Source organism: Kribbella caucasensis, assembly GCF_004361855.1.
Lineage (GTDB): Bacteria > Actinomycetota > Actinomycetes > Propionibacteriales > Kribbellaceae > Kribbella > Kribbella caucasensis.
In genome coordinates this window covers 306940-328883 of record NZ_SNWQ01000005.1, presented here as the reverse complement: position 1 = coordinate 328883, position 21944 = coordinate 306940, and the positions used below count along the sequence as shown (strand labels likewise).

At 68.2% G+C, this 21944-nt stretch carries 16 protein-coding genes; 7 read left to right on the top strand and 9 right to left on the bottom strand.

The features are described from left to right. Window positions 1-85: 85 nt before the first annotated feature. Both EV643_RS13280 and EV643_RS13275 read left to right on the top strand, forming a co-directional pair. A complete protein-coding gene (locus EV643_RS13280) occupies window positions 86-1918 on the top strand; it encodes a hypothetical protein (RefSeq protein ID WP_133800327.1) in 1833 nt (610 codons plus the stop codon). Next, a complete protein-coding gene (locus tag EV643_RS13275) occupies window positions 1915-3138 on the top strand; it encodes an acyltransferase family protein (RefSeq protein ID WP_133800326.1) in 1224 nt (407 codons plus the stop codon). The genes EV643_RS13280 and EV643_RS13275 overlap by 4 nt, the downstream gene beginning before the upstream one ends. On the opposite strand, the gene EV643_RS13270 is transcribed toward EV643_RS13275, so the two are convergent. Together EV643_RS13270 and EV643_RS13265 are read right to left on the bottom strand one after the other, a co-directional pair. Then, complete coding sequence (locus EV643_RS13270; RefSeq protein WP_133800325.1) at window positions 3027-7142, bottom strand: alpha-(1->3)-arabinofuranosyltransferase; 4116 nt, start codon at window positions 7140-7142, stop codon at window positions 3027-3029. The genes EV643_RS13275 and EV643_RS13270 overlap by 112 nt on opposite strands. Window positions 7143-7171: 29 nt before the next feature. Then, on the bottom strand, window positions 7172-7867 hold the full coding sequence (locus tag EV643_RS13265) for a class I SAM-dependent methyltransferase (RefSeq protein WP_133800324.1): 696 nt from the start codon (window positions 7865-7867) through the stop codon (window positions 7172-7174). Window positions 7868-8037: 170 nt separating this feature from the next. Between EV643_RS13265 and EV643_RS13260 the strand changes: the two genes are divergently transcribed. Beyond that, complete coding sequence (locus EV643_RS13260; RefSeq protein ID WP_238165557.1) at window positions 8038-9180, top strand: glycosyltransferase family 4 protein; 1143 nt, start codon at window positions 8038-8040, stop codon at window positions 9178-9180. Window positions 9181-9222: 42 nt separating this feature from the next. Here the strand turns inward: EV643_RS13260 and EV643_RS13255 are convergent, their stop codons facing one another. Together EV643_RS13255 and EV643_RS13250 are read right to left on the bottom strand one after the other, a co-directional pair. After that, on the bottom strand, window positions 9223-9390 hold the full coding sequence (locus tag EV643_RS13255) for a DUF2613 family protein (RefSeq protein WP_133800323.1): 168 nt from the start codon (window positions 9388-9390) through the stop codon (window positions 9223-9225). Between the two features lie 56 nt (window positions 9391-9446). Beyond that, window positions 9447-11213: an MmpA family trehalose lipid delivery protein gene (locus EV643_RS13250; protein ID WP_238165556.1), complete on the bottom strand. Its 1767-nt coding sequence runs from the start codon at window positions 11211-11213 to the stop codon at window positions 9447-9449. Between the two features lie 72 nt (window positions 11214-11285). On the opposite strand from EV643_RS13250, the gene EV643_RS13245 reads away from it, so the two are divergent. After that, window positions 11286-12560, top strand: a complete 1275-nt coding sequence (locus EV643_RS13245) for an MATE family efflux transporter (RefSeq protein WP_133800322.1) — start codon at window positions 11286-11288, stop codon at window positions 12558-12560. Between the two features lie 23 nt (window positions 12561-12583). Here EV643_RS13245 and EV643_RS13240 read toward each other — a convergent pair whose 3' ends face one another. Genes EV643_RS13240 through EV643_RS13230 form a run of 3 tightly spaced genes read right to left on the bottom strand, consistent with a single transcriptional unit; the run spans window position 12584 to window position 16300 of the window. After that, a complete protein-coding gene (locus tag EV643_RS13240; RefSeq protein ID WP_133800321.1) occupies window positions 12584-13606 on the bottom strand; it encodes an ABC transporter permease in 1023 nt (340 codons plus the stop codon). Between the two features lie 4 nt (window positions 13607-13610). Continuing rightward, window positions 13611-14549 (bottom strand): carbohydrate ABC transporter permease, encoded by a 939-nt coding sequence (locus EV643_RS13235; protein WP_133800320.1) that lies wholly within the window; start codon window positions 14547-14549, stop codon window positions 13611-13613. After that, window positions 14546-16300: an extracellular solute-binding protein gene (locus EV643_RS13230; protein ID WP_133800319.1), complete on the bottom strand. Its 1755-nt coding sequence runs from the start codon at window positions 16298-16300 to the stop codon at window positions 14546-14548. Before EV643_RS13230 ends, EV643_RS13235 begins: the two co-directional genes overlap by 4 nt. 193 nt (window positions 16301-16493) lie before the next feature. On the opposite strand from EV643_RS13230, the gene EV643_RS13225 reads away from it, so the two are divergent. After that, complete coding sequence (locus tag EV643_RS13225) at window positions 16494-16967, top strand: NUDIX hydrolase (RefSeq protein WP_133800318.1); 474 nt, start codon at window positions 16494-16496, stop codon at window positions 16965-16967. Between the two features lie 151 nt (window positions 16968-17118). Here EV643_RS13225 and polA read toward each other — a convergent pair whose 3' ends face one another. Further along, window positions 17119-19827, bottom strand: coding sequence for a DNA polymerase I (gene polA, locus EV643_RS13220; RefSeq protein WP_133800426.1), 2709 nt, complete (start codon window positions 19825-19827; stop codon window positions 17119-17121). A 163-nt stretch (window positions 19828-19990) separates the two neighbouring features. Between polA and EV643_RS13215 the strand changes: the two genes are divergently transcribed. Next, the gene (locus EV643_RS13215; protein WP_133800425.1) at window positions 19991-20398 is read left to right on the top strand and encodes a hotdog fold thioesterase; all 408 of its coding nucleotides are present in this window, start codon (window positions 19991-19993) and stop codon (window positions 20396-20398) included. Here EV643_RS13215 and EV643_RS13210 read toward each other — a convergent pair. Next, window positions 20361-21014, bottom strand: a complete 654-nt coding sequence (locus EV643_RS13210) for a GNAT family N-acetyltransferase (RefSeq protein ID WP_133800317.1) — start codon at window positions 21012-21014, stop codon at window positions 20361-20363. The two genes, EV643_RS13215 and EV643_RS13210, sit on opposite strands and share 38 nt — an antisense overlap. A 171-nt stretch (window positions 21015-21185) precedes the next feature. Here EV643_RS13210 and EV643_RS13205 point away from each other — a divergent pair, with 171 nt between their 5' ends. Beyond that, the gene (locus EV643_RS13205; RefSeq protein ID WP_133800316.1) at window positions 21186-21926 is read left to right on the top strand and encodes a DUF554 domain-containing protein; all 741 of its coding nucleotides are present in this window, start codon (window positions 21186-21188) and stop codon (window positions 21924-21926) included. Window positions 21927-21944 lie beyond the last annotated feature (18 nt).

Sequence of the window (21944 nt, the reverse complement as noted above, 5' to 3'; positions counted from 1 at the left end):
GACGCTACCAGCGAGTAGCCAACTTGAACAGACCCGAATCCAGCCAAAATCCCCCGGTGGCCGAACTGTCATATAGTCCGGCCCCATGAGGGGGACCCAAACCACGCGGGCGACCGCGTTCGGGCAGCTTCGGCGCAGGCCCGACGAGACCGTACTGCGGGCGGTCGTGCTCGCGATCGCGGTCGTCCAGGCCGGCGTTCTCGGCCTGCTCGCGCGCCGTGGTTCCTGGCTCAGTGACGACCTCGACTTCATGGTCCAGGGCAGCCGCGGCTTCGCGCCCGGCGAGTTGCTGACCCCGTTGAACGATCACATCGCGCCCGGTCTCCGCTTCGTCTATGCCGTCTTCGCGAAGGTCGCTCCGCTCAACTGGGACTTCACCGTCGGCTGGCGGATGCTCCTGCAGGCGATCGCGATCGCAATGATGGGACTGCTCCTGATCCGCCTGCTCGGCGCGACTTGGTGGGTCGTCACCGGCACCCTCTTCTATGCCCTGACACCGTTGAGCATGCCGTCCTTCATGTCGCTGTCGAGCGGCGTGAACAACCTCCCCGCCCACGTCTTCGGCCTGTTGCTGTTACACGCAACCGTCGACTGGTACTCCGGCCACCGCCGCAGAGCCGTTGCCATCGGCCCGCTCTCGTTGCTGATCTCGTTGGCCTGCTGGGAAAAGTCCGGCCTGATCCTGGTCACCGTGCTCGCGCTGGCGCTCTACCTCCGGGAATCTCCGCTCCGGACCTGGCTTCGACAGACCTGGCCGTTCGCAGTCGCCCTGGTCCTCCCAGTCGTTGCCTTCGGCATCCTCTACGCGACCCACGGCAGCCCGTCCGAAGGCAATCTCCCGGGTCCTGGCCGGATGGTCGAACTCGGCGGCCGCGCGTTCGCCGTACCGCTGGGTGCGTTGGCCGGTGGGCCGTGGACCTGGAGTCCGATCGCGGCCCCGTTCGGTACTGCGGATGCCCCGGTCGCGGCCGTGATCCTCGGGGCGATCGTGGCGGCGTTCCTCCTCTTCATCGCGTGGCGGGAGGACCGGAAGGCGTTCCTGCTCTGGGGATCGGTCTTCGTCTACACGCTGGTGACGTTGTTCCTGGTCGCGTACGGGCGGTTCGACACCTTCGGTTCGACGTTCACCGTGCACTACCACTACTGGTCCGACCTCTCGATCCCGCTGACCCTCGCCGCCGTACTCACCGCTCGTTCGATCAAGCCTCGAGTGCGTATGGTGCGGGTCGCGCCCGCCGTCGCCCTGTGCTGCCTGCTCGCATGGACGGCCGGCGTCGTGATCTCCGACACCGGTTTCGCCAGCCTCTGGGGCAAGAACCCGGCCCGCCCGTACTTCGACACCGTGCGCGCCGAGCTCGACAAGGCCGGCCCGTCGGTCAACCTCTGGGACACCCCGATGCCGGGCAATATCACCACAGTCCTCGCCGCCGACTCACGGCTCTCGCCTGTACTGCGGATGGCCGGCATCCCGTTCCGGCTCCAGGGCCCCGGAAGTGACCCATACATCGTGGACAACACCGGCAAACTCCGCACGGCCGAACTGGCGGTCTGGTCCCGGGCGGTCCTCCCGAAGACCGGCAACCCCTTGTGCGGCAGCCTGGTGATGCGGGGCGTCGACGAGGTCACGCTGCCCCTCGAGTCGACGCTGCCGGAGTTCAGCGAGGGCGGCTGGTTCGCGAGGGTCGGCTACCTCTCGGTCCGCGAACCCCGGCTGCGGCTGGAGTTCCTCGACGACAACGGCAGGGTGGTGGCGATGCCCGAGCCGCCCGACGCGTGGCCCGCCAACCTTGGCACCATGTACCTCGGCCCGGCGCCGAAGCTGCTGGCCACGTCGGTTCGGTTGCGGACGAGCGATCCGGACACGAACCTGTGTGTCGGCTCGATCGACATCGGACTACCGAAAGTGAGCGGCGGATGAGACGGCAGCGGTTCCCGGCCCTCGACGGGCTCCGGGCCGTCGGCGCGCTGGCGGTGCTGACGACGCACGTCGGCTTCCACAGTGGCGACGCGCTCAACGGTCCCTTCGCGGGAGTCCTGTCGCGGCTGGACGTCGGGGTGGCGATCTTCTTCGCGATCTCCGGTTTCCTGCTCTACCGGCCGTACGCCGTGGCCTGGTTCGAGCACACGGATCCGCCGCTGACCCTGCCGTATCTGCGGAACCGGGCGCTGCGGATCCTGCCCGCCCTGTGGGTCGCAGTACTGCTTGCTGTCCTGCTGGTTCCGCATGGCGACGCGGTGACGTGGGCGTCGTACTTGCGGCAGGCAACACTCACGCAGATCTATGTGGACTCACCGGCCGCGGATGGTCTGACCCAGTTGTGGAGCCTGGCGACCGAGGTGGCGTTCTACCTGTTGCTGCCGTTCCTGGCCAGGTTGCTGACGAACTACGAGCGGCCGACGCGGCGTGCGGTTCGCTGGCGGCTCGCAGTACTGGCGTGTTTCACCCTGCTCGGGCCGATCTGGATGGCGGGCGTCAACACCACAGAGGAGGCGCGGGCCGGGCTCTGGTTGCCCGGGTACCTCGGGTGGTTCGCCGTCGGCATGGGGTTCGCGCTGTGGCAGGTCGCTCGCAGCAGTGGCCGGCTGGGCCCGTCCGCGCTCGACACGCTGACCACGATCCCCGGCACGGTGTGGGGTATCGCGATCGCCCTGCTGCTGGTCGCGTCCAGCCCGATCGCCGGTCCGTACAACCTGACCACGCCCACTCCCGGGCAGGCGTTCGTCAAAAGCCTGCTCTACACCGCGATCGCGGCCTGTGTGGTGTTCCCGGCGATCACGCCGAGGCCCAAGGTCGCGGCGGTCCTCGGCGGTCGCGTCGGGCACGTCGCCGGAGATATCTCGTACGGCGTGTTCTGCTACCACCTGATCGTGCTGAGCGTGGTCGAGCAGGTCTTCGACATCGAGTTGTTCAAAGGGCAGTTCGCGTTGCTGTTCTGGCCGACCCTGATCCTGTCGGTCGCGGTGGCCTCGGCGAGTTACTACCTGATGGAGCGCCCGATCATGCGGCGCGGCCGGCGGGATCGGACCTACGACGTCTCCGGCGTCGGCCGGGACAGCACAGCCGCCGCGAGGCCGAACAAGATCGACCCCTGGACGACCCCGGACGTCACGCCCGCTCCCCCATCCGGCCAGGGCTGAACGACCGCCACCAGCGTCCCCACCAGCACGACCCCACCCAGTACTGCGATCAGCACGAGTCTTCCCTTGACCTTCCCCGCCCCACCGCCCCGGTCGGGTCGATCCCCGAGGAACCACACGAGCGCCGCGGCGACGACAGTGGCGACCAGGCCGACCCAGCCGGCCATGAAGGTGCCTGCGGCAACCAACAGCACCGGGGGCAGCCACGGGTTCAGCCGGGCTGCTTCGCGCAACCGGTGCCCCGAGTGCCGGGCCTTGCGGCGGGAGAAGATCGCGAGCCCGATGACGAGCACGAACCCGGCCAGGCCGACCAGGAGTCCCGCGCGGTAGTTCCGGTCCGGCATGAAGCGGGCCGTGACAAGTTGCTCGGCTCCGGGCGGGACCAGCCAGCCCTGCTGCCATCCACCGATCCGGATCGGGACCAGCTGGTGCCCGCTCCCGTCGTACGCCTCCCACCCCTCGCTGTAGTTCTGCGCGACCGTCAGCACCGACGCCTGGTCCGTCGCGGGCACCTCCAGCGTCAGCTCGGCCGGATTGGGCCGCCACACGTCCACGCCCTTCACCGCAGTCGAAGCAGTAGCCAGACCGGGCCTCGTCAGCTTGGCCTCGACCGGAACGAAGTCCTTGCTCGCCACAACATCCACGCTGTGCCGCCCGGCCTGCAACGGGACGGCGTCGGAGTCACACAGCTTGTACGTCACGGGCCGTCGTTGCAGTACGTCCCGGATCGTCGCGTCGATCTCAGTGGCAGCCGGTACGCCGTCGACGCGGACCGACGGGCCGAACCCGCAGGCGGCCCCGGTCCGGGCGTTCGGGGCGATGGCCTTGCGGAGATCGTCCGCGCCGAGGATCCGGAGCTCGGCCACCCCGACAGGTAACCGCCGGGCGATCCCGGTCGCCGAGTCGACGTCGACCACGTCCTTCGTCGCCGTGAAGGTCACCTCGAAGCCGCGCACCCGCCTGAACCGGTCCGGGAACGTCACGAACCCTTCGCCCGACACAGGCAGCGTCGTCGGCTCCCTGTTGTCGAACCGGATCGACACCTCACTCGGCCGGGAGGCCGCCAGGTACGGGTCGGCAAGGAACTGCAACCCCTGCAGCTTCCTTGCCTGCGGCAACTTCACCGTCAGCTTCGGTTGCTGGTCGTTCGGCGAGGCGATCCACCCGGTGCCGAGATCCCGGTCGACGGCCGCACCGGGCCGTCCTTCGGGCGCGGTCACCGCTCGCGAGGATGCGGTCGCCGTGATCGCCCCGGGGACGACCAGCAGCCGCTCCAGCGAGGCCCCGTCCCGCGGCAAGGCCGTCCCCCGCAGCTCGTACGACGCGGCGTCGGGCAGGTCGACGCTCCGGTACAACCCGGTCGGCTCCTCGGAGTCCTTCGCGAAGCCGGCCCGGCACAACGGCCGGCTGCCGGCGTGCAGACAACCCGAACGCCCGAGCTGCTCGTTCCGGAACACCAACGCCTCGGGCTGGCGCTCCAGTCCACCCGGTACCGACAACCGGCTGACCGGGGTCAACCCGGGCAGCGTGATCTCCGAGATCGACACCCCGTTCGGGTTCTTGCCGTCCGTGACCCCCACGCTCAACCGCAGCCGCTGGGTGAACCCGTCCGGCGCCTGAATGGTCTGCGGCTGGTCCGAACCGGCCACGATGCTGGTCACCGTGCCCGCGTCGGTGTCCACCTTCAGCGTGCGGACCGGATCGGTGGTCGGCGCCGCCAACGAGAACCGGACCTTGAGGTTCTCCACTTTGCGCGGGGCCGTGAAGTTCAGCTCGATCCACTCGCCGCTGCTCCGCCCGAACGTACCCGAGATCCACCGGGTCGCCGGATCGCCGTCGACCGCCGCGAACGGGCCGTTGCCGGGCCCGGTCCGCAAGGTCGCGCCCGCATCGGCCGCCGAGGAGGATGCCCGCACGTCGGCGACCCCGCCGGCCCACGACCTCGTAGTACTCGCTGATGCTTTGGCGATGGCGTAGTCGAGCGTGCGGCGTCCTTGCCGGCCGGGGTCGGTCGCGGTGAGGACGGGCGAGTAGTTGTCCGCAGGACGGCCGACGGACACCTCACGCCTTTGCAGCCCGTCGGTCTGGACCAGCGGCAGGTTGAGCCCACCGGCGTCGGCGCTGAGCACGGCCTCGCGATCACCACCGAGCGAGGTCAGCACCGACGGTACGTCCTCGGGTGCACCGCGGACCTCCACCAGTTGCGACTGCGGGACCAGCCGGGCAGGGGTGACCGCACCGACGTCGAAGATCTCGACACTCGGGTATGGCAGCCGGGTCCGCTCGTCCAGGGTCAGCCCCGGCTGCTCGATATCACTGCCTGTCGGCGGACCGAAGTACGCCGCACGCTGGATGCCGGACTCGGCCAGGCTCTCGTGGACCGCGAGGACCGGCGTCACCTGCGCATCGACACGCAGGTCGTTGCGGACCACGACGTATCGCACACCGGCCCGCACCAGCGCCTGCTGCAGAGTCCGGTCACCGACACCCGACGACAGCCGCCGCTCCACCTCGTCCAGCCACCGCGTCGCACCGGCCGACCCGAGCGGCACGGCGTCCCGTACGGCCATCGGGCGCTTGAGCAACGCCTGGAACGGCTCGTCCTTGGTCGACCCCCAGGTGAAGTCCGCAAAGGACGCAGCCGGTACGACGAGCACGCTGCCGCTGGTCTGTTGTCCGTCCAGCCAGGTAGCCGCCTCACTCCAATGAGCAGGGATCGCCTCGTACCCCTCCGGCCTCGGCAGCTGAGCGAAGATCGCCGGAGTCGCTACCGACACGGCCAGACAGGCGGCCAACACCGGTACGACGCGGCGGTGCACGCCGCGAGTCGACGCCCAGGCAGTCAGCCGGGTCAGCGCATGGGCAGCGGCCAGGACGAGCGGCAGTCGCACGACCAGCTCGAACTTGTGCGTGTTGCGCAGTGCAGCCAGTGGTCCGTCGAGCAGTTCCTGCAGTGGACCGGACAGGGGCGAGCTGACGTGCCCGAGCGTCAACAGGAGCAGGCCGACCGCTACCGAGACCTGCAGGAAGCCGCGATGCTTCAGCGACCCCATCGCCAGGCCGACCAGCCCAAGTAGCGCGACCACTGCCGTGGTGAGGATCAGGGCGGGCTGCGTCACGTACAGCCAGCCGGCAGGCCAGCTGGGACCGTTGCCGCCGGACAGGAAGTTCAACCACTGCGACGTCCCGCGGAACGACTCGAACACACTGGCCGTGCCGGTCGTGACACCGGCGTTCTCGATCCAGTCGAGGAACGGCGGGCTGTACCGGCCCAGCAACACCAGTGGCACCAGCCACCAGAACGAAACGCCCACCACACACCCGAACCAGCCGGCCGCGAGCTTCAGCGTCGACTTGTCCAGCCTGCGGGTCAGAATCCACAGCGCAGGCAGCACCAACGTCGCCCCGGTCGCGACAGCGTTAACTCCCCCGACCAGTCCGAAGGCGACCGCCGACCAGCCGACCCGCCACCACCCGGAGCGAGCCCGTGGCGTCACCAGTGGCAGCAGAACCCAGGGGGCCATCGCGATCGGCCACACCTCGATCGAGGTGATCGCCACCTCGCCGAGCATCCGCGGACTCAGCGCGTACAGCAGGGCCGCGACGAACCGTGCCCAGGGTGCGCCGTAGTCGAGTGCACCGGCCAGCTTCCACACGCCGAGGAAGGCGACGCAGAGCACCAGCGACCACCACAGCCGCTGGATCACCCAGCCCGGCACGCTGACCGAGTCCAGCAGCCAGTGGAACGGGCCCATCGGCAGCAGGTAGCCGTACGCCTGGTTCTGCAACTGCCCGAATGCGCCCTGCGGATCCCACAGGTGCAGTGATCGCGCGAGGAACCCGCCTGGTCCGGCCGTCAGGTCCAGCTTGGTGTCCGGCACGATTTTGCCGGGATCCTGGTGGAAGCACAGGGCGACCAGGACCAGGCAGCCCAGCACGAGCCTCGCTCGCCAGACCACCTGTTGCGTACTCCCGGCCGCCAGCCTCGTCAGTGCCGTCGGCATTGAATACCTTCGCCGCCCCACCACCCCGGTCATTTCCGCCTGAGCACCAGCACGAGGTTCCAGGTCGCGAACTCCCGCAACCCCGGAACAGCCAGTACGCCGTACGCCCAGCGCGGGTGATACCGCGGCAGAGCGGCCACGAGCTCCGCGTCGGTACAGCCCCGGGCCCAGCGGAGTCCGCCGGCCACGGTAATCGGGAAGAGCGATTCACCGAACTTGTTCTTCGGCGGACGCCCCTTCTGCTTCTCGTACCGACGGGCCGCGCGGTGTCCGCCGAGGAAGTGCCAGGGCGCCGTCTCGTGACCGCCGTGCAAGCCCCACCAACCCGTATAGGAGAGGAAGATCGTGCCACCCGGCCGGGTCACCCGGACCAGCTCGTCGGCCATCAGCCAGGGATCCGGGACGTGTTCCAGCACGTTCGACGAGAAGCAGATGTCGACCTGCGCGTCCCCGATCGGCAGGGCCATCCCACTGCCGAGCACTGTGCCGGGGACGGGTTCGCCGCGACCACTGAGCTCACCGAGATCGGAGTCGATCGCGTAGTACGTCGCCCCGGCCGCGCGGAACGCGTCGCCGAAGTACCCGGGGCCGCCGCCGACATCGAGCATCCGCGCACCCCGCAGGTCGGCGTACGCCGAGAGCTGGCCGACCGAGTCCGCGGCGAGGGTGCCGTAGAAGAGATCGGGGTCGGTCTGCTCGACCCCGAACGCCCGGAACAACCGCACCGCACGACCCAAGTCGGCAGACCACTCGGTGGCTGCTGATCGACTCGGACTCGCTGGGGACACAGGCGGGACGATAACCGATCTCGCGAGGTCTGGCGGACATCGTTACTCCTTGGTAACGTCCCGCCCCATTACCCGGGGGTAGATCTAGTGAGGGTGGGGGTTTGCGGGTGCGTGCCCAGAGCGTGCTGTTGGTCAACTGGCGTGACACGACGAATCCGGAGGGTGGCGGTTCGGAGCGGTACGTGGAGGAGGTGGCGAAAGGCCTTGCGCGATTGGGCTGGTCGGTCACCGTGCTGTGTGCGGCCTACCCCGGCAGCCCCCGGGAGGCTCGCCGCGATGACGTCCGCTACCTGTACCGCGGCAGCAAGGTGACCGTGTACCTCCGCGGGCTGCTGCACACCCTTCTGCACCGCCCCGATCGCGTGGTGGACGTGCAGAACGGCTTGCCATTCTTTACCCGCCTCGTACGTCGAACCGGAGTCGTCGTGCTCGTGCACCACGTCCACCAGGAACAGTGGCAGGTGGTGTACCCGGGTTGGCGTGGACGGGTCGGATGGTGGCTCGAGTCCTGGGTCGCTCCCCGGGTCTACCGGGACTGTCGCTACGTCACGGTTTCGTCGGCCTCCCAGGACGAGTTGCTGCGACTCGGAGTCGACGCGGACCGGATCGACGTCGTACACAACGGCACTGATCCCGCGCCCGCCCGGCAGGTCCCGCAAGCCGCCGTGCCGACAGTCGTGTGCGTGGGGAGGATCGTGCCGCACAAGCAGGTCGAGCACGCGGTGGACGCGATCGGTGCGGCCCGCGAGGTGTTGCCGGATGCACGGTTGATCGTTGTCGGCTCCGGTTGGTGGGAGGATTCGTTGCGCGGCTACGTGACCGAGCGCGGGCTCGACGACGCTGTTGAGTTCCGCGGGCACGTCAGTGAGGCGGACAAGCACGCGGCGTACGACGAGGCGTGGGTGCTGGCGTTGCCCAGCCTGAAGGAGGGCTGGGGACTCGTGGTCGGCGAGGCGGCTGGGCACGGCGTACCGACCGTTGCCTACCGGAGTGCCGGTGGTCCCACCGAATCCGTGCGGGACGGGCTGTCGGGTGTTCTGGTGAACCACCCGGCCGAGTTCTCCGCGACGATCACCGCGCTGCTCGAGGACGAGGCACGGCGACGAGAGCTGTCAGCGGGTGCTGTCACCGCCTCGGGTGCTTTCACGTGGACAGCGACCGTGCGGTCCTTCGACCGTCTACTGACCGGCCAGGAAGCAGCGGACAGCGGGCAGCAGAACGACCGGCCAGCATCGCTGACCGGCCGCTGAAGCGCGGTTTCCTGACCCCACCGCCCCGGGGTCAGGACGGGCTTACTTATCGCCGTAGTTCACGATCGGGACGTCCGCTTGGCCATTGATCTGACCAGGGGCCGGCGGCGCCGGTTCGTCCTGCACGGTCTGTACCACCCCGACGACAGTGGTGGTGGCTACGGCCAGCCCGGCCAGCACGGCGATGGCCGCACCGATCAGTGTTCCCATGAAACGTCCCCTCCTCGACAAGTGAACCGAAGAGTAACAACGGGCCGGTAACTCCGCTAGAGCCTGGAACGGACTCGTCTCAGACCGCTTGCGGCACCGGCCACGGCCGTCACCAGCACGCCGGCCGCAACCACCCACGCGGCGTACACGAGGACGACGGACCACGGTCGCAGGCGCTGCTCGGCGGGCGTGCCCTCGATGCGGTAGACGGACACGCTCGGGCCGCTGTACTCCTCGGTGAGCTGCGGGATGAGCTGCCGCGGCTGCGGTCCCCCGGCCTCGCGGTCGACGACCACCCAGCCGACACCTTGGCGCAGCAGCTCCGGAGTGGGGTCCGCGCCGGTCCGTACCGCGGTCCGGAGCGCGTTCGCCACCGCGGCCGCGCGCGGGTCCTCCCCGGCCAGCCGATGCCCACCGACGATCAGCTCATCGGGGACGAGTGATGGCCGGCTGAAGTACCGCGGCATCGGGTCGAGCACTGGCCGTCGCCCGTTCCACAGCGGCACGCGGTACGACTCGAACGGCCATGGGATGAACTCCCCCGGCTGCGGATCCGCCGCCAGCACAGCCCGCGCTTGCGCCCAGTCATCCGGGTACTCCGACACCTTGAGCCCACTCCCGACCAACTGCGGCAGCGCAGCGATCGGCATCAGCGCAGCCGTCGCCCCGACCAACCACTTCAGCGGTACTACCCGCAGCAGCGCGGCCAGGGCAGCGCCGAACCCCACGGCCTCGAGCAACGCCAACGGGCCGAGGTAGCGCTGGCTGTCTCGGAACAGACCGGCCCCGGGAACCTCCTCGACCACCCAGGCGAATGCGCCTTCCGCGACGACACCGGCCATCCCGATGCCGAGCACGAGGACACCGGCCACGACCAGCGCCATCGCAGCCCGGTCCCGTCGGCACAAGAGCACCGCGCCTACCACGGACGCGAGCAGCATCACGAAGGCGAACACCAGCGGCACCAGATCGCCGCGGCTGCCGGGGACGACATACGCGTTCCAGACGCCGCCGAGGGTCAGCAGAGTGGGCAGCACTCCCCCGTAGCCCTCGTCCCGCGCTGCGAAGGCGGCGACCGAGGCCGGGTCAGTGGTAGCTGCGGACGTCCTCGCCAGGCCCGCGACAATCCATGGCAGGTTCAGGGCCACTGCACCGAGCAGGGGCCACCTGCGGGGCTGCGGCTCGGCTGCACTGCGGGTGTGCCTCGGCCAGAGCAGGAGCAGCGCGCCGACCAGTAGGCCGACCACTCCGCCCGCTGCGGACAGCGCGCACATTGCCGAGGCGAGCAGGAACCCGACCCATCCGTCGCCGTTGCGCAGTTTCAGGGCCGAGCGGACGAGCCACGGCAGAGCGGCGTACCCGAGGAGGAGGGCCCAGGCGCCCAGCTTCAGCCGCTCGGCGACGAAGGGGTTCCAGACGAAGAGTGTGATCGCTGCCGCGCCGGCGAGCGGCCCGCCGAGACGCAGGTCGCGCCACAGCACGGTCATGCCCAGGCCGGCCAGTAACGGCACCGCTATGAGCAGCGATTTGTTCAGTACCTGCCCGCCCGTGACCTCGTCGAGTAGCGCCACGATCACGTCGGAGGGAACTGCGCGCGGTAAGGCAGTTGTGACACCGAACAGATCACGCCGTAGCGTGAGGTCCGGCACGAACACCAGGTCGTAGCCGACCACGAAGCCGGGAGCGAGCAGCGGAGCGGTGATCAGCACAGTGAGCAGGACGGGCCAGGCCCACGGCAGCACCCGCGCCACCGGCCTCAGCGCAGGCTCCAGCGACAGGTCGCCCTCCCCGTCACGCCCCGCCTGGCTGGCTCCCCCCGCCACGACCGCCTCCTCGCAGTACTGTTCCAGCGCAACCTACCTGCCGAACCGACCCACCAGCAGAACAGAAGCCGGATGACTTCAGAGACCACTCCCGAGCAGCAGTCCGCGGCGCCGAAGCTGGCCTTCCTCCGCAGTGCCACCGTGGTGGCCGTCGGTATGGCCATCATGAACGTGGCCGCCTACGGTTTCACCCTGATTGCGGTGCACCGGCTGGTACCGGCCCAGTTCGGCGCCGTCACGGCGCTGCTCGGGCTGCTGCTGATCGGGAACGTGGCCTCCCTCGGTCTGCAGGCCTCCGGCGCCCGCCGGATCGCCACCCACACCGGCCCGGGCGAGGCGGCACTGGCCGACTCCATGCTGAAGGCCGGTCGCCGGGCGGCGCTCGCTCTGACGGCCCTCAGCCTGCTGCTGACGCCGTTGTTCATGTGGCTGCTGCACATCGACTCCCTGGTCGCGGCGCTGCTGGTCGCGCCCACGCTGGGCTGCCTGACGATCATGGGGTCGCAGCTCGGGGTACTGCAGGGCGGTCACAACTGGACCGAACTGGCGGCCGTCTACACCTCGACCGGGATCGGGCGGCTGGTCTTCGGCGGTGGAGCGCTGTTCGTCCACCAGAGCCTGACCGCGGCGATGATCGGCCTCGCCCTCGGCGCGGCAGTACCGGCTCTGCTCGGTGGATTCCTGTTGCGTGGTTCGACCGGTGGCACCCCGGAGCAGGTGAAGGAGGTACTGCGGGAGACGGTGCACGGGACGCACACGCTGCTCGCGTTCTTCGTGATCGCGAACGCGGACGTGCTGCTTGCCCGTGGTCTGCTCGACGAGCAGCACAGCGGGTACTACGCGGCCGGTGTGATCGTGGCGAAGGCGTGCCTCTTCCTGCCGCAGTTCGTCATCGTAGTGGTCTTCCCGTCGCTCGCCACGAACCCGGGCGACACCCTGCGGTTGCGGCGAGCGATCCAGGCTGTCGGTGCCCTCGGCATCTGTTGCGTTCTTGGCGCGCTGATCCTGCCGGACCTGGTCGTCAAGATCGTCGGCGGCTCGGACTACGCCCCGGTCGGCCCGATCGCGTGGCTGTTCGCGTTGGCGGGCTCCTCGTACGCCGTACTCCAGCTGGTCGTGTACGCCGCGATCGCGCAGCAGGAGAAGCGGGCCGCACTGCTCATCTGGGTCGGCTTGGTCAGTCTGGCCGTGGCCACGTTCATCATCCTCGGTACCGACATCGCCACCGGCATGACCGGCGTGAAGGTCCTGGTCGCCATGACCAGCACCTGTGCACTGGCCCTCTCTGCCGCCCTGGCCTCCGGGCTGCACCGCCAGACGGTCCCTGACGGCGCAGCCACGGAGTAGCTCTCACCAGAGGCTGGCCTGTCTCACCAAAGGCTGGACTTCGCGAATCTGCGGGCGAAAGTGTTGGCCAGGACCAGCAGGACCAGGCCGATGACCGAGCGGAACAACCCGATCGCCGTGGCATAGCTGAACTGCGGAACCGCCGACGCCAGCCCGATCTTGTAGACGTAGGTATCGATCACTTCGGCCGTGTCGAGGTTCAGGTTGTTCTGCATCAGCAGCACCTTCTCGAAGCCGACGGACAGGATCGAGCCGATGTTCAGGATCAGCAGGATCACCGCGACCGGCACGATCGCCGGCAGGTCGATGTGCCACATCCGCCGCAACCGGGACGCGCCGTCCACGATCGCCGCCTCGTGCAACTCCGGCGGCACGCTGGTCAGCGCGGCCAGGTAGATGATCGCGGCGAACCCCATCGTCTGCCAGGCACCCGACCACACATAGATGTGCCGGAACATCCCGGCGTCACCCATGATGTCGACCGGGCCGAACCCGAACAGTCCGATGAACTTGTTCGCCACCCCGGTGTTCGGGTTGGTCAGTACGACGACCAGACCCACCACGACCACCGTGGAGATGAAGTGCGGCGCGTAGGTGATCAGCTGGGCCGACCGGCTGAACCACTTCTTCCGGATCGTGTTCAGGCAGAGCGCGAGGATGATCGGCAACGGGAAGGTCGCGACCAGCTCGTACACGTGCAGATAGACCGTGTTCCGGATCAGCTTCCAGAACTGGTACGACTCGATGAACCGGTCGAAGTGCTTGAACCCGGCCCACGGGCTGCCCCAGATTCCGGACACCACGTTGTAGTCCTTGAAGGCGATGATGACGCCGTACATCGGCCAGTAGGCGAAGATCGCCAGCCAGATCAGCGGCAGCGCCAGCATCGCGTACAACTGCCAGTTCCGGCGCATCCGGAGGCCGAGCCGGACCGAGGGTTTCGACGCCTTGACCCGGCCCTTCTGGTGGCCGTTGGGAGACCGGCGCCCGGCCGGCGGCTGCGTGGCCGGCCGATCGCCGGCCCGGGTTTCCGTCGATGCGGTCATCTCGTCACCCCTTCAGCGAGCCGATCATGGCTCCCTTGACGAAGTGCTTCTGCACGAAGGGATAGACCAGCAACGGCGGAATCATGCCGATCACGATCAGCGAGTACTTCAGCTGCTGCTGCAGCTCCTTCAGCTGCGCCAGCTTGCTGGTGTCGGGCATCTGGGACGGATCGACCCTGCTCTGGATCAGGATCTGCCGCAGCACCACCTGCAACGGGAACAGATGCTCGTTGGTCAGGTAGATCAGCGCGTTGAAGAACGAGTTCCACTGCGCGACCGCGTAGAACAGCAGGTTGACCGCGATGATCGGTTTGCTCAGCGGCAGCACGATCCGCCAGAAGAAACCGAAGTCGCTGCAGCCGTCCACCTTGCCGGCCTCGACCAGTTCCTCCGGGATCGTCACCATGAAGTAGGTCCGGGTGATGATCACGTTCCAGACCGCCAGCGCGGTCGGCAGGATCATCGCCCACCGCGTGTTCAGCAGCCCCAGCTGGTCCACGACCAGGTACGTCGGGATCAGGCCGCCGCTGAACATCATCGTGAACACGAACAGCGCCATGATCAGGCCCTTGCCCGGCAACCCCTTCCGCGACAGCGGGTACGCCGCCAGCAGCGTGAGAATCGTGGCCACGACAGCTCCGGCCACCGCGTAGTACACGGAGTTGCCGAAGCTGCTGACGATCGCGTCGTAGTCGAAGATCGCCTTGTAGGCGTCCAGGGTGAAGCCGACCGGCCACAACCACACCTCGCCGGCCGACACCTTCGACGTGTTGCTGACCGAGGCGCTGATGACGTAGACCAGCGGATAGAGCACCGCGAGGCAGAAGAGCCCGAGCGCGGTGTAGATACAGGCCAGGGCGATCTTGTCGCCGCGGGTGTCCTGGATCGGTGAGCCGACCGCCAGCCGTTGCTCGTCCGGCGGCAGGGTGCCGGCGGTGGTCATGAGTTGTAGGTCTCGTAGGCAGCCTGCTCGAGGTCCAGATAGGTCTTCACACCGATCTTCTCGACCCGGTCCTTGTAGTCGTTCCAGGCGGCGTCGTCGTTCGGGTCGAGCTGGCCGGTGACGAACTTGGAGAACGACAGGTTGACCTCGCTGGTCAGGTTCGTCTTCAGCTCGGCCTCCTGCGCGGCCTGGTCCTGGTCCAGGGTGACCGGCGGGAACTGCATCTCCTGCGGCTGCTTGTGCGGGAAGTAGCTGTCCGCTGTCTGCTGGTAGAGCGGGCTCTCGAAGGTGAGGTCCTTCGGGTTGACCCGCTCGGCCAGCCGGAAGTCCTGCGAGCGGTACATCGGGTTGAACTGGTACCAGTTGACGTTCTTCTCGGCGATCTCGGTCTGCGTGTACCCATAGACGGCCTGTTTGCCGTTGATCCCGAGTTCACCCTTCTTCGCCCACGCGAAGTTCGAGCCGCTGTAGCCACGCAAGATCGCTTCCAGTTCCAGCTGCGCGTCGGCCCACTGGACCAGCAGCTCGGGCTTGGCGCACTTCTTGGTGATCACCAGCTTCGCCACCCCGACACCGACACCGAGGTAGTTCCAGGCGGCGTACCGGACCTTGTTCGGCCCCTCCAGCGGCGGGAGCGCGACATACTTGCGCCACCGGGCGTTCGGATCCTTCTGGTCGATGTCGAGGAACGCGCCCCAGTAGGTGGCCCGGGCGCCGCCGACGATTGGCTTGCCCGGCGAGTTGCCGTAGCGCAGCATCTGGTCCTGGTCGGCGGTGAACACGTCCTTGTTGATCAGCCCTTCGGCGTACAGGCCGTGGATGTACTTCACCCCCTCGCGCCACTCGTCCTTGTCGAACGTCACGTCGACCTTGCCGTCATTGACGACCAGCCACGGATCACCGGGGGTGTAGAGGAAAGAGTTCATCAGGTACGTGTCGAACGGCGCTTCCTTGTAGCCGCAGAACGGGATGGTCCGGCCGTTGCCGCCGAGATCGGCCTTCTTGAAGGCGCGCAGTACCTCGGCGAACTCCTCGGTGGTCTTCGGGAGGTCCAGCCCGACCTCCTTGATCCAGTCGGTGTTGAGGTACGCGCGCCCGTTACTCGCCCGGCAGTGGTAGCAGTCGTTGACGTGCGGGAACGAGTAGATCTTCTTGTCCGGCGCCTGGACCAGCTTGCGCGCGTCCGGGTAGTCCTTCATCGCCTGCTGCAGGTTGAGGGCATAGCCGTCGATGTACTGGTTGACGTCGGTGAACAGGCCCTGCTGGCCGTACAGGAACAGCTGCGACCGGGTGAACTCGATCCCCATGAAGGCGTCCGGAATGTCGCCGGCCGCGATCATCGCGTTGACCTTGGTCATCACGTCGTCGACGGTGCCGCCGACCTGGTTCCACTCGATGTGGACTCCCGTCTTCTGCTCCAGCCACTTGGTGAACGCGTTGGTCTTCCAGTCGCCGACCGTCAGGTCCTGCGGTACCACGATCTTGAAGGTGACCTTCTCGGTCGTGATCGGCTTCAGTTCCCGGGCCACTGGGCCGACGTACCCGTCCGGATACACCACCCCGGCCGTCTTCGTGCCCAGCGTCACCTTGGCTGCAGCCGGGGCGGCCGACGGGCCGGTCTCCGCACTCGTGGATCCGCTGCAACCGGCGAGCAACCCACCGCCGGCTGCCGCTGCTGTCACGCCGAGGGTGCCCTTCAGCAGCGATCGACGGCTCAGTCCGGCCCTGGCATTGACATCGTTGTTCCGCATCGGTTCCTCCTGGGGGCGGGGACAAAATCCGATAGGATCCATGCAATTTCAGTGAGGATGACATAAGTAAGGTCGGAACGGAAGGGAAACTGGCACCCTGTCAGGCCGGTCGCGTACCGCTCCGCCGCGGAGCTGTACGGGTCCGGCGAGGCAAACTGACAACGTTATCGGGGTGTCGCATAGGGTTTTCGGCATGGCGACCCCGAAGTTCATCCTCGAGCTGCGCGAGAAGATCGGTCACGACTTGCTCTGGCTGACCGGAATAACTGCGGTGGTGCTCGACGACACCGAGCGAATCCTCCTGGTCCGCCGCGCCGACGACGGCCGCTGGAGCCTGCCGGCCGGCATCCTCGAACCCGGCGAACAACCCGCGATCGCCGTCGTCCGCGAGATCCACGAGGAGACCGCCGTCGAGGCCGCCGTCGACCGCCTGGTCAGCATCGAGGCCCTGCCACCGTCCAGCTACCCCAACGGCGACCAGGTCCAGTACCTGGACCTCTGCTTCCGCTGCCACCCGCTCCGCGGCGAACCCCGAGTCAACGACGACGAGTCCCTCGAAGTCGCCTGGTTCCCCCTGACCGACCACCCGCGCCTATCCCCCCGCGAACAAACCTGCATCACCAACGCCCTGACCAACACCCCCACGCCCATCTACGCGACCACCTAGCCACACCCGCCGCACCCCGGCGTTCGGCCCGCCCTCGCAAGACGGCAACAATTCGCCGCCATGTGGCAACTCGTCACCGTACTGCGGGGTCGGTGAGGTCTCGCGGCGCCGATGGGTGTTGAGTCGTGGATTTCGGGGCGGTAAGCGGGTGTCAGTGGGCGGCCTCGTGCCACGTTCGGCCGACGCCTACCGAGACGTCCAGGGGGACGGCCATTTCCACTGCGGAGCCCATCGCCTGGCGGACCAGAGCTTCGAGGGATTCGCGTTCGCCGGGGGCGATCTCGAAGACCAGTTCGTCGTGGACCTGGAGGAGCATCCGGGACTTCAGGCCGGCCTCGCGGAGGGCGGTGTCGACCTTGAGCATGGCGAGCTTGATCACGTCGGCGGCCGAGCCCTGGATCGGGGCGTTCAGGGCCATCCGCTCGGCCATCTCGCGACGCTGCCGGTTGTCGCTGGTCAGGTCTGGCAGGTACCGCCGACGACCCAGAATCGTCTCGGTGTAGCCGCTCTTCCCAGCCTCGAGAACGATGCTGCGCAGGTAGTCGCGGACGCCGCCGAAGCGCTCGAAGTACTCGTCCATCAGGCCCTTGGCCTCGTCCACGCCGATCTTCAGCTGCTGGCTCAACCCGTACGCCGACAGGCCGTACGCGAGGCCGTAGTTCATCGCCTTGATCTTGGCCCGCATCTCCTGCGTCACCTCGGCCGGCTCGACCGAGAACACCCGCGCGGCCGTCACCGAGTGGAAGTCCATGCCGGAGTTGAACGCGCTGATCAGCCCCTCGTCCTCGGACACGTGCGCCATGATCCGCATCTCGATCTGGCTGTAGTCGGCGCTCATCAGCGACTCGAACCCGTCGCCGACGATGAACGCCTGCCGGATCCGGCGGCCCTCCTCGGTCCGGATCGGGATGTTCTGCAGGTTCGGGTCGGTCGAGCTGAGCCGGCCGGTCGCCGCGATCGTCTGGTTGAACGTGGTGTGGATCCGGGCGTCCGTCGGGCTGATCGTCTTCAGCAGCCCCTCGACCGTCTGCCGCAGCCGGGTCGCATCCCGGTGCGCCAGCAAGTAGGCCAGGAACGGGTGCTCGGTCTTCTCGAACAACGCCTGCAGCGAGTCCGCGTCGGTGGTGTACCCGGTCTTGGTGCGCTTCGTCTTCGGCATCTGCAACTCGTCGAACAGCACCACCTGCAACTGCTTCGGCGAACCAAGGTTGATCTCTTTGCCGATCACGTCGTACGCCGAGGTCGCGGCCTCCCGGACTCCGGTGGCGAACCGTTCCTCGAGCTCCTCCAGGTACGGCCGGTCGACCGCGATCCCGTCCCGCTCCATCGCCGCGATCACGTCGATCAGCGGGAGCTCCACGTCGGCCAGCAGCGCCGTACCGGCTTGTTTGTCCAGCTCGGCGTCGAGGGTGTCGGCGAGATCGGCGATCGCACGGGCGCGCAGCATCGTCGCGTCCGCGGCCGGGCCGCCCTCGATGTCGTCGAAGCTGAGCTGGCCATCACCCGCGTCCTCGGAGCGAAGCTCACGGCGCAGGTATCGCACGGTCAGGTCGGCCAGATCGTACGAGCGCTGGTCCGGGCGGACCAGGTACGCGCTCAGCTGGGTGTCCGAGGTGAGCCCGGCCAACGTCCAGCCGCGCTCCAGGAAGCCGAGCAGCGGGCCCTTGGCGTCGTGCAACGCCTTCGGCTGCTTGGGATCCGCGAGCCAGGCCTGCCAGGCGGCATCATCGTCCGGCGTCACCGTGGTCGGGTCGAACCAGGCAGCCGCGCCGGATGCGTTCGCCAGCGCGAGCCCGGTGATCTCCCCGGTCCCGCGGCCCCAACTCCCCTGGACCGCGACGCCGACCCGCTCGCCGGTGTTCACGTGCTCCTTGATCCAGGCGGCCACCTCGCCCGGCTTCAGCTGCGCACCCTGCAGCTCGAAGCCCTGGTCGACGGTCTCGTCCACCTGCTCGTGCTCGGCGACCAGCCGCTCGCGCAGCACCCGGAACTCCAGGCTGTCGAACAGCGTGTGCACCTTCTCCCGGTCCCACGGCTGCCGGGCCAGGTCGTCGACGGTGACGTCGAGGGTCAGGTCGCGGACCAGCTCGTTGATCTGCCGGTTCCGGATCACGTCGGCCAGGTGCTCGCGGAGCGAATCGCCGGCCTTGCCCTTGATCTCGTTCACCCGGTCGACCACGTCGTTCAGCGAGCCGAACTGGTTCAGCCACTTGGCCGCAGTCTTCGGCCCGACACCGGGAACGCCCGGCAGGTTGTCGCTCTGCTCCCCCACCAGCGCCGCAAGGTCCGGGTAGAGCCGCGGGGTGACGCCGTACTTGTCCTCGACCGCGGCCGGGTCCATCCGGGCGATCTCGGACACGCCACGCTTCGGGTACAGCACCGTGACGTCGTCGCTGACCAGCTGGAACGCGTCCCGGTCGCCGCTGCTGATCAGCACCTCGAAGCCCTGCTCGGCGGCCTGGGTGGTGAGAGTGGCGATGACGTCGTCGGCCTCCCAGCCGTCGATCTCGGTGGTCGGGATCCGGAGCGCCTCCAGCACCTCCTTCACCAGCGAGACCTGGCCCTTGAACTCGTCCGGCGACTTCGACCGGCCGGCCTTGTACTCCGTGTACTGCTCGGAGCGGAAGGTCTTGCGGGACACGTCGAACGCCACGCAGATATGGGTGGGCTGCTCGTCGCGCAGCATGTTGATCAGCATCGAGGTGAACCCGTACACCGCGTTGGTGTGCTGACCGGTCGTGGTGGAGAAGTTCTCCACCGGCAGCGCGTAGAACGCCCGGTACGCGAGCGAGTGCCCGTCCAGCAGCAGGATCCGCGGCCTCGGGGTGTCGCCCACCGCCGGGCTCGGGTCCTTGGTCATCGTCGAGGAGTTGGTCTCAGCAGCCACGATCCGACTCTAGTGGGTCCCATGGACAGTTCCGTCACAATGCATCGGTGGGGCGGGGATGCCTGACGTAGTCTGCGTCTGGACACGACGTGCGAGCCCGAGGAGACCCCCTGTGAGTGATCAGAGCGCCGAGAGTATGGACCTCGGGCCGGGCATGGGCATGGAGGGCACCCTGCTGAGCCTGATGGGCATCGCCGTCACCGAGGCCGCCCCGGAGCGGGTCGTCGCGACCATGCCGGTCAAGGGCAACACCCAACCGTACGGGCTGCTGCACGGCGGGGCGTCCTGTGTGCTCGCGGAGAGCCTCGGATCGATCGGCTCGGCCCTGCACGCTGCCCCGCTCGACAAGGTCGCGGTCGGCGTCGACATCAACGCGACCCATCACCGGGCCGTCCGCGAGGGCCTCGTCACCGGGGTCGCCACACCGATCTACCTGGGCCGTACGACGACGTCGTACGAGGTGGTGATCACCGACGAGCGGGACCGCCGGGTGTGCACCGCGCGGATCACCTGCCAGCTGATTCAGGCTCCGCCGGGAAGCTGATCGGGTCGGAGTAGTCCTCCGGCTCGACGGTGAACGGTTCGCCCGAGTGGTTGCGGCCGAGTTGGGCCCGCCGGGCGATCACCGAGCGCCGCGACGAGAGCAGGGCCAGCAGGTTCGGGGCGTGCTCGGCCGCCAGCCTGCGCCGTACGGTGTGGGTGCCGGCGAACCGCAGTACGGCGGCTTGTCCCAGCCCGAGGCGGGCCAGGAAACGGTTGGCTTCGCGCGCGGCCGCAGGGGCGACCACCCCGACATGCGGACAGTTGCCGTGCTCGGCCCACCCGGTCGCCTCGGCGATCAGCGCCTTGCCCAGGCCGTGCCGACGGGCCTGGCCGGTCACGTGCAGGTACTCGATCGTCACGGTGATCTCGTTGTGCAGCGGGCTGATCGGCGTCCGGCGCAGATACACCATTCCGCTGGCCTGGCCGTCGAGTTCGCCGACCACCAGCCGGCCGCCCGGATCGTCCCGCAGGCGCTCGATCGAGGCCCGGACGGACTCCGCCGTCGGTGTCGGCAGCAACCGATGATGGCCGGCGCCGGCCGACATCTCCCCCCACATCGTCACCAACGCGTCCGCGTCGTCCGGGCGAGCGTCGCGCACCTCGATGGCTGGCGCCACGTCAGCCTCCTGATCTTGGTCCACCCCCGAGGTGAACGGGACGGGCGGATACGCTCATCCTCGCGCAACAGTAGGGCTTCGGAGGTCCGTTGCAAAGCGACGACACCTCTCGCTCTCACCCCGTCCGCGTCCCCCACACCGGCGGTCACCGCCGGCGATCGGAGAGCACGCTTGTTCATCGGAATCGGTACGGTCGTCAACGTCGGGACCGTACTCGCCGGGTCCGTCCTCGGCGTCCTGGTCGGCCACCGGCTCAGCCATCGAACCCGCGATCTGGTCACCGACGCGCTCGGCCTGGTCACGCTGCTGATCGCGATCAGTTCGGCACTGACCGTGGGCGATGAAGCGCTCAGTACCGCGGTCGGCGACTCCGCACCGGTACTGATCGTGCTCGGCGCGATGCTGATCGGCGGGATCGCCGGGTCGCTGCTGCGGATCGAACAACGGCTGGAGGGATTCGGGGCCTGGCTGCAGCACCGGTTCAGCCGGGGCGACGGGGAGAGCACGTTCGTCGAGGGGTTCGTGTCCGCGTCGATGGTGTTCTGCGTCGGGCCACTGACATTCCTCGGCGCGCTGTCGGACGGGCTCGGCCGGGGTGCGGATCAGCTGTTCCTGAAGTCGGTGCTGGACGGGTTCGCGTCGATCGCCTTCGCCGCCTCGCTCGGCTGGGGCGTCGCGGCGTCCGCACTCGTGGTACTGGTCGTCCAGGGCCTGATGACGGCCGTCGGCTTCGTCCTCGGCGATGTGTTGCCCGAGGCCCATGTCACCGCTCTCGGCGCGACCGGCGGCCTGCTGCTCGTCGGCGTCGGCCTCCGCCTGCTCAAGATCAAACAGGTCGCCGTCGCCGACCTGCTCCCCGCCCTGATCGTCGCCCCACTGCTGGTCCAGCTCCTGATCGTCATCCGCAGCTGACCACCCAAACCCCCTGCG

Bases quoted from the DNA above. Each gene is read 5' to 3' on its own strand.
- EV643_RS13215 (WP_133800425.1), top strand. From the start codon at position 19,991: ATGGACCTCGGGCCGGGCATGGGCATGGAGGGCACCCTGCTGAGCCTG.
- EV643_RS13270 (WP_133800325.1), bottom strand. From the start codon at position 7,142: ATGCCGACGGCACTGACGAGGCTGGCGGCCGGGAGTACGCAACAGGTG.
- EV643_RS13280 (WP_133800327.1), top strand. From the start codon at position 86: ATGAGGGGGACCCAAACCACGCGGGCGACCGCGTTCGGGCAGCTTCGG.
- EV643_RS13255 (WP_133800323.1), bottom strand. From the start codon at position 9,390: ATGGGAACACTGATCGGTGCGGCCATCGCCGTGCTGGCCGGGCTGGCC.
- EV643_RS13240 (WP_133800321.1), bottom strand. From the start codon at position 13,606: ATGACCGCATCGACGGAAACCCGGGCCGGCGATCGGCCGGCCACGCAG.
- EV643_RS13275 (WP_133800326.1), top strand. From the start codon at position 1,915: ATGAGACGGCAGCGGTTCCCGGCCCTCGACGGGCTCCGGGCCGTCGGC.
- EV643_RS13245 (WP_133800322.1), top strand. From the start codon at position 11,286: ATGACTTCAGAGACCACTCCCGAGCAGCAGTCCGCGGCGCCGAAGCTG.
- EV643_RS13235 (WP_133800320.1), bottom strand. From the start codon at position 14,549: ATGACCACCGCCGGCACCCTGCCGCCGGACGAGCAACGGCTGGCGGTC.
- polA (WP_133800426.1), bottom strand. From the start codon at position 19,827: ATGACCAAGGACCCGAGCCCGGCGGTGGGCGACACCCCGAGGCCGCGG.
- EV643_RS13230 (WP_133800319.1), bottom strand. From the start codon at position 16,300: ATGCGGAACAACGATGTCAATGCCAGGGCCGGACTGAGCCGTCGATCG.
- EV643_RS13225 (WP_133800318.1), top strand. From the start codon at position 16,494: ATGGCGACCCCGAAGTTCATCCTCGAGCTGCGCGAGAAGATCGGTCAC.